This is a genomic window from Cryptocyanus atlanticus LEGE 06306 (assembly GCF_056633155.1).
Genome location: NZ_JBSJOZ010000002.1, coordinates 59,917 through 74,404, shown reverse-complemented (window position 1 = coordinate 74,404; position 14,488 = coordinate 59,917). Strand labels below are relative to the sequence as shown.

General features: G+C 71.2%; 10 protein-coding genes. 5 read left to right on the top strand and 5 right to left on the bottom strand.

Features of this window, described 5'->3' with window-relative positions; translation table 11 throughout:
* Positions 1 to 9 precede the first annotated feature (9 nt).
* On the bottom strand, positions 10 to 468 hold the full coding sequence (ndk, locus tag ACWJI7_RS03075) for a nucleoside-diphosphate kinase (protein ID WP_479935271.1): 459 nt from the start codon (positions 466 to 468) through the stop codon (positions 10 to 12).
* A gap of 118 nt (positions 469 to 586) precedes the next feature.
* Here ndk and speA point away from each other — a divergent pair, with 118 nt between their 5' ends.
* Complete coding sequence (gene speA / locus ACWJI7_RS03070; RefSeq protein WP_479935270.1) at positions 587 to 2,539, top strand: biosynthetic arginine decarboxylase; 1,953 nt, start codon at positions 587 to 589, stop codon at positions 2,537 to 2,539.
* A 13-nt stretch (positions 2,540 to 2,552) separates the two neighbouring features.
* Entirely contained in the window at positions 2,553 to 3,137 is a 585-nt protein-coding gene (locus ACWJI7_RS03065; RefSeq protein ID WP_479935268.1) for a cyclic nucleotide-binding domain-containing protein, read from the top strand.
* A gap of 30 nt (positions 3,138 to 3,167) precedes the next feature.
* Here the strand turns inward: ACWJI7_RS03065 and ACWJI7_RS03060 are convergent, their stop codons facing one another.
* The gene (locus ACWJI7_RS03060) at positions 3,168 to 3,557 is read right to left on the bottom strand and encodes a DUF3307 domain-containing protein (RefSeq protein ID WP_479935266.1); all 390 of its coding nucleotides are present in this window, start codon (positions 3,555 to 3,557) and stop codon (positions 3,168 to 3,170) included.
* A gap of 53 nt (positions 3,558 to 3,610) precedes the next feature.
* Entirely contained in the window at positions 3,611 to 4,306 is a 696-nt protein-coding gene (locus ACWJI7_RS03055) for an SIMPL domain-containing protein (RefSeq protein ID WP_479935264.1), read from the bottom strand.
* A 153-nt stretch (positions 4,307 to 4,459) separates the two neighbouring features.
* Between ACWJI7_RS03055 and ACWJI7_RS03050 the strand changes: the two genes are divergently transcribed.
* Complete coding sequence (locus ACWJI7_RS03050) at positions 4,460 to 5,938, top strand: cyclic nucleotide-binding domain-containing protein (protein WP_479935262.1); 1,479 nt, start codon at positions 4,460 to 4,462, stop codon at positions 5,936 to 5,938.
* A gap of 24 nt (positions 5,939 to 5,962) precedes the next feature.
* Here ACWJI7_RS03050 and glsA read toward each other — a convergent pair whose 3' ends face one another.
* Entirely contained in the window at positions 5,963 to 7,834 is a 1,872-nt protein-coding gene (gene glsA / locus ACWJI7_RS03045; RefSeq protein WP_479935260.1) for a glutaminase A, read from the bottom strand.
* Positions 7,827 to 10,568, bottom strand: coding sequence for an alanine--tRNA ligase (alaS, locus tag ACWJI7_RS03040; protein ID WP_479935258.1), 2,742 nt, complete (start codon positions 10,566 to 10,568; stop codon positions 7,827 to 7,829). The genes glsA and alaS overlap by 8 nt, the downstream gene beginning before the upstream one ends.
* A 97-nt stretch (positions 10,569 to 10,665) precedes the next feature.
* Between alaS and ACWJI7_RS03035 the strand changes: the two genes are divergently transcribed.
* Together ACWJI7_RS03035 and ACWJI7_RS03030 are read left to right on the top strand one after the other, a co-directional pair.
* Positions 10,666 to 11,091 carry a hypothetical protein gene (locus tag ACWJI7_RS03035; protein ID WP_479935256.1) on the top strand — a complete coding sequence of 142 codons (426 nt, stop codon included), beginning with the start codon at positions 10,666 to 10,668 and terminating at the stop codon, positions 11,089 to 11,091.
* Positions 11,092 to 11,288: 197 nt separating this feature from the next.
* The gene (locus tag ACWJI7_RS03030) at positions 11,289 to 14,450 is read left to right on the top strand and encodes an SNF2-related protein (protein ID WP_479935254.1); all 3,162 of its coding nucleotides are present in this window, start codon (positions 11,289 to 11,291) and stop codon (positions 14,448 to 14,450) included.
* Positions 14,451 to 14,488: the final 38 nt, after the last annotated feature.

Genomic DNA, 14,488 nt, shown 5'->3' with positions numbered 1-14,488 from the left:
GATGGAGGGTCAGGGCTCGACGCGCCACACCTGATCGGCGGGGGTCCAGACGCTCAGCTCGGAGGGATCGAACCAGAGGCCGATCTCGAACGCGGCGGTTTCGGGGGCGTCGGAGCCGTGGATCACGTTGCGGCCGATGTTCACCGCCAGATCACCGCGGATCGTGCCCGGCTCGGCCTCCAGGGGTTTGGTGGCCCCGATCAGCTTGCGGGCGCCGGCGATCACGCCCTCGCCTTCCCAGACCATCGCCACCACCGGGCCGCTGGTGATGAACGCCACGAGGCCGGCGAAGAAGGGGCGCTCCCGGTGCACGCCGTAGTGGCTCTCGGCCAGTTCACGGCTGGGCACCAGCTGCTTGAGGCCCACCAGCTTGAAGCCCTTGCGCTCGAAGCGACCCAGGATCTCCCCCACCAGCCCCCGCTGCACCCCATCGGGCTTGATGGCGAGGAAAGTGCGTTCGGTGGCCATGGAATGGGGCTTAGAGGAGCAGAGTCATCGTCCGCGCTGGGCCTGCCGGTTGGCAAGCAGCCCCGCCCAACCTGATTAGATTCCGCCGGACGGCCCCACCCCCGCCACCCCCGCTCCGATGCCTGCCGACACCGTCGCCGTGGCGCCTCCCGGCTCCGCCTGGACCGTGGCTGACGGGGCCGCCCTCTATGGCCTCGACCGCTGGGGCGAGCCCTACTTCTCCGTCAACGCCCGCGGCCACGTGATGGTGCAGCCCCGCGGTGACCGGGGCGGCTCCCTGGATCTGGTCGAGCTGGTGGAAGGGCTGCAAGGGCGTGACCTCTCCCTGCCCCTGCTGATCCGCTTCGATGACATCCTCGAGGACCGGCTGGAGCGCCTTCACGCCGCCTTCGAGCGGGCGATCGCCCAGTACGGCTACGCCGGCCGCTACCAAGGGGTCTTCCCGGTGAAGTGCAACCAGCAGCGCCACGTGGTGGAGCAGCTGGTGGAGAGCGGCCGCCGCTGGCATTTCGGCCTGGAGGCCGGCAGCAAGGCGGAGCTGCTGATCGCCCTCTCCCTGCTGGATGACCCCGAGGCGCTGCTGATCTGCAACGGCTACAAGGACCAGCGCTACATCGAGACGGCCATCCTGGCCCGGCGGCTGGGCCGGCAGCCGGTGGTGGTGATTGAGCAGGCCGACGAGGTGGGGCGGATCATCGCCGCCAGCCGTGAACTCGGAGCCCCTCCCCTGATCGGGGTGCGGGCCAAGCTCTCCAGCCGCAGCACCGGCCGCTGGGGCAGCTCGGTGGGGGAGCGGGCCAAGTTCGGCCTGTCGGTGCCGGACCTGCTGGCCACGGTGGAGGCCCTGCGCCAGGCCGATCTGCTCGGGGAGCTGCGGTTGCTCCATTTCCACGTGGGAAGCCAGATCAACGACATCGCCGTGCTCAAGGACGCCCTGCAGGAGGCGGGCCAGATCTACGTGCAGCTGGCGGGGCTCGGCGCCCCGATGGGCTACCTGGATGTGGGCGGCGGCCTGGGCATCGACTACGACGGCAGCCGAACCGCCACCGCCGCCTCCACCAATTACTCCCTGCAGAACTACGCCAACGACGTGGTGGCCACGGTGCGCGAGTGCTGCGAGCCCCATGCCCTCCCCCTGCCCACCCTGGTGAGCGAGAGCGGCCGGGCCATCGCCAGCCATTTCAGCGTGCTCGTCTTCGACGTGTTGGGCGCCGCTTCCCCGCCCGGGTCGGTGCCCGAGGCCCCAGCGGGCGAGCCGCTGATCGTGCGCAACCTGCGGGACACCCTGGCCACCATCCAGTCCAGCGCGGACGAAGGCACCGACCGGCTCCAGGAGGCCTGGAACGACGCGATCAAGTTCCGCGACGATGCCCTCTCCGCCTTCCGGCTGGGGTACCTGGGCCTGACCGACCGGGCCAGGGCCGAGCAGCTGCACTGGGCCTGCTGCCGTGCCATCGCCGAGCGGCTGGCCGCCCTGTCGCCGGAGCACGCCATCCCCGAGGATCTGCGCGCCCTGCCGGCGGCGCTGGCGGGCACGTACTACGCCAACCTCTCGGTGTTCCGCTCGGCGCCGGACACCTGGGCGATCGATCAGCTCTTCCCGGTGCTGCCGATCCACCGGCTCGATGAGCGCCCCGACAGGCTGGGCAGCTTCGCCGATCTCACCTGCGATTCCGACGGAAAGCTGGCCCGCTTCATCGGCTCCGGCCAGCCCAGACCCCTGCTGGAGCTCCATGGCCTGCGGGAGGGCGAGCCCTACTGGATCGGGCTGTTTCTCGCCGGAGCCTACCAGGAGGTGATGGGCAATCTGCACAACCTGTTCGGCAGCACCAATGCCGTTCACATCCGTCTGGGTGCCAATGGGCGCTACCGGGTCGACCATGTGGTGAGGGGCAACACCAACACCGAGGTGCTCGAGGCGATGGAACACGATCCCGATCTGCTGCTCGAGCGACTGCGCATGGCCAGTGAGGCCGCGATCAGCCGGGGGGACCTGCCGTTGCGGGATGCCCGCCGCCTGATGGCCCACCTGCGGACCAGCCTGCTCCAGACCACCTATCTGCAGACCTGAGAGGGAGACCGCCATGTGGGGAGACGAACCGGAGCTGGCCGTGGTCCGGGAGCGGATGAAGCTGCTGCTGGAGATCCACGCCGGCGAGCTGGAGCCGATCACCCGCGAGGCGCCGATGGGGGAGCTGCTGATGCGGCAGGGCGAACCCGCCGACAAGCTGATGCTGCTCACCCGGGGCAAGGTGGCGATCCAGATCCATCTGCTGGAGCCCCTGCCCCACACCTTCGCCGTGATCGAGGCGGAGGAGCTGCTGGGCGAGATGGGCCTCTTCGGCACCGGCCTCCACTCGGCCGACGTGCGGGTGGTGGACGGCCCGGCCCAGGTGGTGGAGGTCAGTGCCGACAGCGTGCTGAAGACGATCCTGTTCGATGTGGATCTGGCCATGGAGCTGCTGGCCCTGGTGAGCCACCGCTGCATGCGCAGCAACGAGGTGATCGGGCTCCTGCTCGACGGCATCGCGGCCGCCCACCGGGGCGACACCGCCCAGCTCGAGGCCATTGGCCGGGAGGTCCATCCCCTCCGGTATTGCCTCAGCAAGGGGATGGAGCGGCTGATGGCGATGGGGCGGACCGTGGCTGCGGCCCTCCCTCCCGGTTGAGCGCCCCCCGCCGCCACCCTCGAACCCGCCCTAGCCGCCGACCAGGGGCACCAGCGCCAGGGGCCGCCCGGACCCACCGGCCAGCAGGATCACCACCCAGAGCAGCTTGCAGCTCAGGTGCAGCAGCTGGTCGACCCCGAGTCCGTAGCGGTGCCGGCACTTGCCGAGGTCGATCAGCAGGTGAAAGCCCCACTCCAGCAGGCCCAGCCAGACATTGGCGCAGATCAGCGTCACGACGAAGGCATGGATGCCGGCATGGGCGGTGAGCCACCACTGCCAGGCCAGGGTTTCGTCCTTGCCGGGGCATTTCTCCACCGCCATCCGATCGCTCTGAAGCCCGAAATCGGCCAGGAAATGGCCCATGGCCAGCACGGCGAGGAGGCCGAACCCCGTGATGACCTGGGCGCCTGCGGACGACATCGGCTTGACCTGGGGCCCCATCAGCTTGCCGCCTGAAGCCGGGCAGGCGGCGATCAGCGGGCGCAGAACCGGACCAGCAGGGTGAGGCGATCGACGGGGGCGGCCAGTTCGGCCGGATCGAAGGGCGGCGGAGACGCCTCGGCCTGGGCCCGCATCAGGGCCGGCCGGGCGGACGATTCGATCTGCACTTCCAGGGGGATGGGAGCACCGAGGTCGATCGCCTCGGCCATCTCACGGGCCTGGCTGAGGGCATTCCGGTAGGCCGCCCCCAGCAGCTGGCGGCGCACGGCGGCATCCCCCCGACGATCGGCTTCGCTGGACACCGGCGCCAGCCGGACCCCCGGCAGCACCCCCACCTGGCGGATCAGCGCCTGCAGCGCGGCCGGAGCCAGTTCGCCGCTGACCGTCAGCCTGGCTTCCACGGCCGCAGGCCGCTCCCGGCTGACCGGCCGCTCCCAGGTGGAGGGGGAGCTCACCTCCAGGTCCTGAATCTGCAGACGCTGCAGCGCAGCCCGCACCGACGCCAGCCGCCGCTGCAGCTCACCCAGGGCCCCATCGGCATCGGCGGCCTCGGCCGAAAGCGCCAGGGAGATCCTCAGCTGATCGATGCTGCGCTTCTGTTCGGCGTTGCCGCGGGCCTCCAGCAGGGTGCCGTCGCAGCGGAGCTGCACCTGCTGGGCCAGGGCCGTCGGCGCGCCCAGCAGCGCCCCTAGGGGGAGGGCTAGGGCAAAGGGGTGCGGTCTGGGCATGGGGGGCGGGGGGAGCGCGGCAAGGGCGGGGGGAGGCAGACCAGGGGCGGATCGGAACCCACCGGGGGATCTAGGGTTTCGCCAACGCCCCTGACCCTGCTGCGGGGACCAGGGCAGTCTCGCCGTTCACCCGGTCTCACCGTTCTCCGAGCGATGCCCCTGCCGCAGGTCTGGTTGGTCGCCCTCCTCGTGGTGGTCGGGGCGGCCCTGTTCCGACGACCGCTCCGGCAGCACCGCCTTCCCCAGCTGCCCGAGCCCCTGATCCTGGGGGCCGTGCTGAGCTGGGCGATCCTGGCCAGCCTGCCGCTCGACCCCCTGCCGAACGGCTACCGCTCCTGGGTGCGCAGCCTCGACGATCTGCTGTTCAGCTACCTGGCGGTGCGGATGGTGCTGTGGGTGTTCCTGGAGCTGCCGGCCGCCCTGGGCTGGAGGAAGCAGCCACCCCGCATTCTGGTGCAGCTGCTGCTGCTGGCCGGCGGCACCCTGGCCACGGTGATCGTGGTCCAGGAGCAGGCCCGTTTCGATCTGGTCGGCCTGGTCACCACCTCGGCGGTGCTCACCGCCATGATCGGTCTGGCGGCCCAGGAGCCGCTCAAGGATCTGCTGGCCGGCCTGGAGCTCCAGTTCGACGACGTGTTCAAGGAAGGGGATTTCATCGACCTCGGGGACGGAACCGCGGGGATGGTGATGTCGATCAACTGGCGGGACACCTGCCTGAAGGACATCTGCGGCGCCCTGGTGGTGGTGCCCAACACCCGGGTCACCGAGGTGGTGATGCGGAACTACGGAACCTTCGGAACGATGGGGAACCGGTTCAGCCTCGGCCTCGATTACGCCCTGCCCCCGGCCCAGGCCCGGGCGCTCCTGCTGAGCGTGCTGCGCCAGCACCCGCTGGTGCTGGCCGAGCCGCCCCCCAGCGTGCGGGTGAAGGCCTTCGAGGACAGCGCCATCGCCTACGAGATCCTCGCCTTCCAGCCGCCCGGCTCCCTGGCGGCGATGCTGGAGCTGCGCAGCGACCTGCTCGAGCAGATCTGGTACGCCCTGGAGCGCATCGGCCAGAGCATTCCCTATCCAGTGCGGGAGCTCAGGCCCAAGCGGGCCAGCCTCGATCCGGCCCATCCCACCCACCACAGCCAGGAGGGTCGCGGCGCCCTGCTGGAGCGCAACCCCCTTTTCGTGGGCCTCAGCGCCGAGGAGAAGCTCAGCCTGGCGGCCCACACCTGCTGCCTGCGGTTCGCGCCCGGAGAGGTGGTGGTCCGCGAAGGGGCCCACGGGGATTCGCTCTTCCAGGTGGTCACCGGCAGCGTCGAGGTGCTCAAGGAACAGGCATCGGGTCCGGCCGTGCGGGTGGCCTGCCTCCACTCCGGCGAGCTGTTCGGTGAGATGTCCATGCTCACCGACTCCCCCCGCTCCGCCACGGTGCGGACCGTGGAGGAAAGCGTGCTGCTGGAGGTGTCCCGGCAGCAGCTCGCCCCGCTGCTGCAGCGCAACCCCCCCCTGATGGACCGCCTGGCCCATCTGGTGAGCGAGCGCCGCGGCCAGCTGGAGGGCCTGGCCCAGGAGAGGGTGGAGGTGCAGGAGAACCAGTTGCTGCGACGGATGCAGCAGCTGTTCGCCTCCCTGACCTGGTGAGGCCCCGGCCACGGCGGATGGGCCTCAGAGCTGCTCCATCCAGGTGAGCTGACGGCTGCTCAGGGCGAGCTTCTGGCCCAGGTCACGGCTGAGGCCCAGCAGCAGATCGGTGACCAGCTCCGGCTCCTGCTGACGCAGCCCGTCGAACCCGGCGCGACTCAGCACCCAGCAGCGACCCTCAAGATCCGCCGTCACATCGGCCGAATTCGCCTGAGCGGAGAGGAAGGCCACCTCCCCGAAGACCATACCCGCCTCGAAGGTGGCCAGCCGCGATGGGGCAGGCCGGCCCCGCTCCCCCGGCTCCCCGGCGGTGATGCTGAAGCGGCCCTCGATCACGACGAAGAGTTCCTGGCCGGGATCCCCCCGGCGGATCACCGCCTCTCCCTGACGGAACGTCCGCTCCCGCATCTGCTCCAGCAGCGCCCGGCGATGGTCGGGCCGCAGCAGGGCGAGAACCCCGGCCGCGGGCTTGTGGGCGGCTCCGCCGGGGAGCTGGGGCGGGGGGCCGAGCGCTTCAAGCAGCAGATCCTCGGCCCGCTCGATAGCGCGATCGAGCCGGTCGAAGCATTCCGGTCGGTCCTCCCCGTGCAGGGGCGCGACGCCGGGAGCGAGGCGATCGGCATGGGCCAGCAGAACGACCATCCCACGCCGGCGCAGGAGGCCCAGCTGCCTGGCCAGCAGCCGCCGGGAGCCGTCGGGGAGTTCGGTGACATGGGCGCCATCGAGAATGAGGATCGACACGTCGGCAGTGGCCCGGTTCAGCTCGCTCAGCAGCCGCTCGATCGCCGCGAACTCGAGCACGCCCTGCACATGCACGATCCAGATCCCCTCCCGGACCGACTGGAGCCGCTCGCTGTCGACGGCGGAGCGCCAGCGGCGCGACTGGCGCTCGGTGCCCCGGTAGGAGGCCCGGATCGTCGATCCCGTCTGGGGGTACTGGTCAAACAGGCTCAGGCCGAGCCCCTCGGCAAGGGCCCTGCAGACGGCCAGACCCCGCACGCTGGTGCCCAGCGCATCAAGGCGGGGCGAATAGGTGGCGATCCCGAGCCGGCCCGGCACCACGGCCAACAGGCCACCTCCCACCCCGCTCTTGGCCGGCATCCCCACGTCATGGAGCCACTGGCCGGCGAAGTCGTAGGTGCCGCAGGTGGCCATCACCGCCAGCATCTTTTCGGTCACGAGCTCCGACAGCGGCTGGGAGCCGGTGAAGGGATTGCGGCCCTGGCAGGCCAGCGTGGCGGCCATCACCGCCAGGTCGCGGCAGGTGAGCGAGAGGGCGCATTGCCGGAAGTAGAGCTCCAGGGCCCGTTCGGGGTCCTCCTCGAGGATGTTGACATTGCGCAGCAGATGGCCGATCGCCCGGTTGCGATGGCCGGAGGCCTGCTCGGAGCGGAACACCGCCTCGTCAACGGCGAGGGGATGCCCGCAGAGCTCGGCGAAGAACTCCAGGAGCAGTCGTTCCGATCCGGCCGGATCGTGGGCGTGGATCCGGGCCGTGGTGGCGATGGCGCCCGCGTTGATCATCGGATTCCTGGGGCGGCCCGTGACGGGATCGAGGCTGATGGCGTTGAAAGCCTCTCCGGACGGTTCCACCCCCACCGTGCGGGCCATCGACTCCTCCCCCAGCAGGGTGAGCGCCAGGCCATAGGCGAAGGGCTTCGAGATCGACTGGATGGTGAACGGCTTGTCCACATCGCCGACGGCATGGAGCCGGCCGTCCACCGTGGCGATGACGATGCCGAAGTCGGCGGGGTCAGCCCGGGCCAGCTCGGGGATGTAGGCGGCCGGGGCGCCGGCATCGAGGGACGCGAAACGCCCATGCAGGTCGTGCAGCAGGGCCTGGATCACGTTGTCGTCCGGGCCGGCCGGTGCCTGGGCGGGTGATCCCTCAGCCATCCTGGGGTTCGGCGCTCCCGAGGGTCCTGCGCAGGTCCGCCGCCGCCTGCTGCAGCGCCCCATCGAGGGCGGCCCCATCGCGGCCGCCGGCCTGGGCCAGGTTGGGTCGGCCGCCACCGCCGCCGCCGCAGGCCTTCGCCACCGCGCCGATGAAGGCTCCCGCCTTGGGGCCGGCGGCGACCACGGCAGGACCGAAGGCGGCCACCAGTACCACCTTGCTCAGGTCCGCCGGATCGGGCAGGCCACCGAGCACCACGGCGGCACCGTCGCCGAGCCGGGCGGCCAGGTCCTGGGCCGCCCCCTGCAGGCCGGTGCCATCGACACCGTCGAGACGCGTCACCAGCAGCCGGCAGCCCGGCTGATCCCCCTCGGCGCCCACGCGTTCGGCCTGCTGCACCAGGGCTGAGGCCTTGGCCACGGCCAGCTCGGCGCGGGCGGCCCCCAGGACCTTGCCGGCGCCTTTGAGCTCCTCCTGCAGGGCCGCCACCCGCTCCACGATCTCGCCCGGCTGGGCCTTGAGGCGTTCCCCCAGCTGGCGCACCACCGCATCGCGCTGCTTGAGGTAGGCCAGCGCCGCCGGACCGGCCACGGCCTCGATGCGGCGGATGCCGGCGGCCACGCCGCTCTCGGCCACGATCGTGAACAGGCCGATCTCCGTGGTGTTGGCCACGTGGGTGCCGCCGCACAGCTCCATCGACACACCGGGCACATCCACCACCCGCACCACGTCGCCGTACTTCTCGCCGAACATCGCCACGGCGCCGGCGGCGCGGGCCGCCTCGATCGCCATCTCCCGCACCTCCAGGCGGTGGGCCTCGCCGATCCAGCCGTTGATCAGCGCCTCCACCTGCTCCAGCTCCTCGGCCCGCAGGGCCCGGGCGCAGTGGAAATCGAAGCGCAGCCGCTCGAAGTCCACCAGGGAGCCGGCCTGGCTGATGGCCGGATCCACCACCTGCTTCAGCGCCGCCTGCAGCAGGTGGGTGGCGCTGTGGTGGGCCTGAACCCGCCGGCGGCAGGCCGGGTCCACCCGGGCCGTCACCAGATCCCCCACCGCCAGGCTGCCCCGCTCGACGCGGCCGTCGTGCACGAACACGCTGCGGTTGCGGCTCACCGAGGCGATGCTCACGATCACGCCGGCATCGGCGGCGGTCTGATCGCCACCGCCCAGCAGCAGGCCGCGGTCGCCCACCTGGCCGCCCCCCTCGCCGTAGAAGGGCGTGCCATCCAGCACGATCTGCACCCCATCCCCCGCCATGGCCCGCTCGGCCGGGGCGCCGTTCACCACCAGGGCCAGCACGCAGCTGGGGTGCTCCAGGGCCTCATAGCCCTTGAAGGCCGTGGGCTGCAGCGACGCCGCCAGCTGCTCGATGGCACCCTGCAGGGTGAGATCGAGGCTCACGGCCGCGGCCTTGGCCCGCTGGCGCTGGGCCTCCATGGCCACCTCGAAGCCCGGCAGATCCACCGTGAGCCCGTGCTCCTGGGCGATCTCCTCGGTGAGCTCCAGGGGGAAGCCGTAGGTGTCGTAGAGCTCGAAGGCCTGCTCGCCGCTGATCTGGCGGGGCCGGGCCGCCAGCACTTCAGCCAGCAGCTTCTCGCCCCGCTCGAGGGTGCCCAGGAAGCGGGCCTCCTCCCGCTCCAGCTCGCCGAGGATCAGCTCGCGGCGCTCCCGGAGCTGGGGGTAGGCCTGGCCCATCAGGGCGATCGACGCCTCGCCCATGGCCGCCAGGAAGGGCCGGTCGATGCCCAGCAAGCGGCCGTGGCGCACCACCCGCCGCAGCAGCCGGCGCAGGATGTAGCCGCGGCCCAGGTTGCTGGCGCTCACCCCATCGCCGATCAGCTGGGTGATGGCGCGGCTGTGGTCGGCGATCACCTTGAGGCTGGTCTTGCCCTTTTCGTCGAGGCTGGGGTAGGCCACGCCGGCCAGGCCCGCCGCCGATTCGATCAGCGGATAGATCAGATCGGTTTCGTAGTTGTTGGCCGCGCCCTGCAAAATCTGGGCCATGCGCTCCAGGCCCAGGCCGGTGTCGATGTTGCGGCTCGCCAGCGGCGTGAGGTTGCCGCCTGCGTCGCGGTTCGACTCCATGAACACCAGGTTGTAGAACTCGATGAAACGGCTGTCGTCCTCCAGATCGAGGCCCTCGTCGCCCCGTTCGGGCTGGAAGTCGTAGTAGATCTCCGAGCAGGGGCCGCAGGGGCCGGTGGGGCCGGAGGCCCAGAAGTTGTCGGCCTCATCCATGCGTATGATGCGCCTGGGGTTCACCCCCACGACGTCGCGCCAGATCGCCGCCGCTTCGTCGTCGTCGCGGAACACGCTCACCACCAGGTTCTGAGCTGAGAGACCGAACACCTCGGTGCTCAGCTCCCAGGCCCAGCGGATCGCCTGCTCCTTGAAGTAGTCGCCGAAGGAGAAGTTGCCCAGCATCTCGAAGAAGGTGTGGTGCCGCGCCGTGCGGCCCACGTTCTCGATGTCGTTGGTGCGGATGCACTTCTGGCTGCTGGTGGCCCTTGGCGCCGGCCGCGGCGCCTGGCCCAGGAACACCGGCTTGAAGGGCAGCATGCCGGCGATGGTGAGCAGCACCGTGGGGTCGTCGGGAATCAGCGAGGCGCTGGCCAGGCGCCGGTGGCCGCGCTGCTCGTAGAAATCGAGAAAGGCCGCGCGAATCTCGGCGCCGCTGCGGGGGCGGGGGGGGCCGCCGGAGGGGGAGGAGCGGCGGGAGGCGGAAGGAGCAGCCATGGCCGTCGGCGGATCATCAACCCTGGAGAAGGCATGATCGCCCAGCACCGGTCACGCCGCTTCCGCACCTCCCCCACCCCCCACCCCTGCTGTCCCCGTGCCAGAGCCGCACGCCCCCACCCCATCCCTGGCCAGCGCCGACCCGCGCGGCCTCCTGCGGCTGAAGTCGATCGCCTGGGCGCTGCTGGCCGGGGGGAGCGCCATGGCCCTGGCGCTGGTGGCCCTGGGCCTGGAGCCAGCGCTGCGGGCCGGGGGCTGCGGCCTCTTCTACGGCCTGCTGGCCTTCCACCTGCAACGGGTAGATCCGGATGACGGCCATCTCCAGGCCGGGCTGGTGGGCGCGGTCTGCGGGATTCGCAGCCTGGGGGCGAGTCTGCCCGGGCCGGAGCGGTCGATGCCCCTGCCCCTGCCGGCCGCCCTGGGGGAGCTTGTCCTCCTCTGGCTGCCGCTCTGGTGGCCGCTCTGCGGCAGCGCCCTGCTGCTGGCCGCCCTGCCGCGGCTGCTGCCGGGCCTGCGGCCCTGAACCACGACGGGACCAACGGAGGACCATCCGGCAGAGTGGGGGCGAGCAGGTCCTGGTCCTGGTCGCGTCGGGGCGAACCACCGCGCGAACGGTCCGCTTCCGGCTTGCCGCCGCGCTCTCACTTGGCCGTCCGCACCAATGATCCTGGCCAGCCAAACCGATGAACGCGTCCGATCCGCTCGAACCGAGCAGCCCCGATGAGCCTGCTGCACGCCACCTGGCTGCCCAGTGCCCTCGCCGGTCGCCCCGGCCTGCTCCTCTGGGCTGACACCTGGCGGGTGGCGGACCCCGTCTCGCCCCAGCTGGAGCCGCCCCCCCATCCGCTCAGCCTTGATCAGGATTCCTTCGGCGCCTGGCTCGAAGAGCACGAACTCTGGACGGAGGACTTCCGCCCGGCCGGCGCCACCGTGAGCCTGCCCAGCCGCAGCCAGAAGGCCCGCGGCCGCCGCAGCGGCGTCGGGGCCGGCGGGGGGGACGGGGCCTGGAGCGGTCTGCCGCTCCAGGCCGGCGAACCGATCCCGAAAACTGTGGAGTGGTGGCCCTGGAGGGTGGAGGGCTGGTGGCTGGAGCCCGGTGCGGCCGCCACCTGGCTGGGCCAGCTGCCCCTCTCAGGGGATCACCCCGATCTGGCCGACGAGCTGCGCTGGTGGAGTCACCTGCAGCGCTGGATGCTCAGCCTGGTGGCGCGCGGCCGCTGGTTGCCCCAGGTGGAGGGCGGCCGGGCCCGCTGGATTCCCCTGCTGAACCGGGAGGACGACCGGCGGCGGCTGGAGGATCTGGCCTCCCGCCTGCCCCTGGTGGCGCTAGCGGCGCTGGAGGCCGACGGGGCCCGCGCCGGCCAGGGCAATGGGGCCGCCCCGGGGCTGGGGGTGGCTCTGGGGGGGGCCGAACCGCCGATGCCCCTGGCCTGCTGGCGGCCGGGGTCGGGTCGTCGCCGTCTGGTCGGGATCCTCACCGACCTGCTCGACGCCAGGCTGCGGGCCGGATTCCAGCCGGATTCCCAGGGTCTCGATCCCCTGCTGACCGCCTGGCAGCGGGCCCTGGGTCCGGGGGATGGCCGGCTGGACCTCAATGACGAGGACACCGAGCGGCTGAGGATCGCCACCCATCACTGGCGGGAAGCCGTGGCCGGCCGCATGGCGCCGGCGCGGGCCTGCCTGGAGCTGGACACGCCGGAGGAGGGCGAGGAACTCTGGCCGCTGCGCTTCAGCCTGCAGGCGGAGGCCGACCCGAGCCTGAAGCTGCCGGCGGCCTCGGTCTGGGCGGCCGGTGACCGCCGCCTCCAGCTCGGGGAACAGGAACTCCAGCAGCCGGGCGAACTGCTGCTGGAGGGTCTGGGAAGGGCCCTGCAGGTGTTCGAGCCGATCGAGCGGGGCCTCGATCTCTCGACCCCGGAGCAGATGGCCCTGACGCCGGCGGAAGCCTTCGTGCTGGTGCGCACAGCCGCCAGCCGGCTGCGGGACGTGGGGGTGGGGGTCTCCCTGCCCCCCAGCCTGAGCGGGGGGCTGGCCAGCCGGCTCGGCCTCTCGGTGGAGGCCGATCTGCCCGAGAGCTCCCGGGGCTTCAGCCTCGGCGAAACCCTCCGCTGGCGCTGGGAGCTGATGATCGGCGGCGTGACCCTCAGCCTGCGGGACCTGGAAAAGCTCGCGGCCCGACGCAGCCCGCTGGTGCAGCACAAGGGCGCCTGGATCGAGCTGCGCCCCAGTGATCTCCGCAACGCCGAGAAGTTCTGCGCCCTCGATCCTCCGCTCAGCCTCGACGACGCCCTGCGCCTCACCGGCAACGAGGGGGAGACCCTGCATCGGCTGCCGGTGCACCGCTTCACGGCCGGGCCGCGTCTCCAGGCGGTGCTGGAGCAGTACCACCAGCAGAAGGCGCCCGATCCGCTGCCGGCTCCGGAAGGATTCGCCGGCCAGTTGCGCCCGTACCAGGAACGGGGCCTGGGCTGGCTGGCCTTTCTGCACCGCTTTGACCAGGGCGCCTGCCTGGCCGATGACATGGGCCTGGGCAAGACGATCCAGCTGCTGGCCTTCCTGCAGCACCTCAAGGTGGAGCAGGAGCTCAGGAAGCCGGTGCTGCTGGTGGCCCCCACCTCGGTGCTCACCAACTGGAAACGGGAGGCGGCGGGCTTCACGCCGGAGCTGGTGGTGGTGGAGCACTACGGCCCCCGCCGCGCCTCCAGCGAGGCGGCCCTGAAGAAGGCGCTCAAGGGCGTCAACCTGGTGCTCACCAGCTATGGGCTGCTGCAGCGTGACAGCGCGCTGCTGGAGCGCATCGACTGGCAGGGGCTGGTGATCGACGAAGCCCAGGCCATCAAGAACCCCTCGGCGAAGCAGAGCCAGGCGGCCCGTGCCCTGGCCCGCACCGGCAAGCACAGCCGCTTCCGCATCGCCCTCACCGGCACGCCGGTGGAGAACCGGGTCAGCGAACTGTGGGCCCTGATGGACTTCCTCAATCCGAAGGTGCTGGGGGAGGAGGAGTTCTTCCGCCAGCGCTACCGACTGCCGATCGAGCGGTACGGCGACACCGCTTCCCTGCGGGACCTGAAGGGGCGGGTGGGGCCATTCATCCTGCGGCGGCTCAAGACCGACCGCTCGATCATCTCCGACCTGCCCGAGAAGGTGGAGCTGTGCGAATGGGTGGGGCTTTCCCCCGAACAGGTCATCCTCTACCGCCGCACGGTGGACGAGACCCTCGAAGCCATCGCCCGGCTGCCGCTCGGCCAGAAGCACGGCCGGGTGCTGGGTCTGCTCACCCGCCTCAAGCAGGTCTGCAACCATCCGGCCCTGGCCCTTGGCGAACAGACGGTGGGCCAGGGCTTCGGGTCCCGCTCCGCCAAGCTGCAGCGGCTGGACGAGATCGTCGAGGAGGTGATCGAGGCGGGCGATCGCGCCCTCCTGTTCACCCAGTTCGCCGAGTGGGGGCACCTGCTCAAGGCGCACCTGCAGCAGCGGTTCCACCAGGACGTGCCCTTCCTCTACGGCAGCACGAGCAAGGGGGAGCGCCAGGCGATGGTGGATCGCTTCCAGGACGACCCCCGCGGTCCGCAGCTGTTCCTCCTCTCCCTCAAGGCCGGTGGTGTGGGCCTCAACCTCACCCGGGCCAGCCACGTGTTCCACATCGATCGCTGGTGGAACCCCGCGGTGGAGAACCAGGCCACCGACCGCGCCTATCGCATCGGCCAGACCAACCGCGTGATGGTTCACAAGTTCATCACCAGCGGTTCCGTGGAGGAGAAGATCGACCGCATGATCCGGGAGAAGGCCCGTCTGGCCGAGGACATCGTCGGCAGCGGCGAGGACTGGCTGGGAGGACTCGACCCCGGCCAGCTGCGGGATCTGGTGGCCCTCGAGGAGTAGGCGCCCGCGGGGCCGGCGGCTGGGCCGTTGCCGGCCGG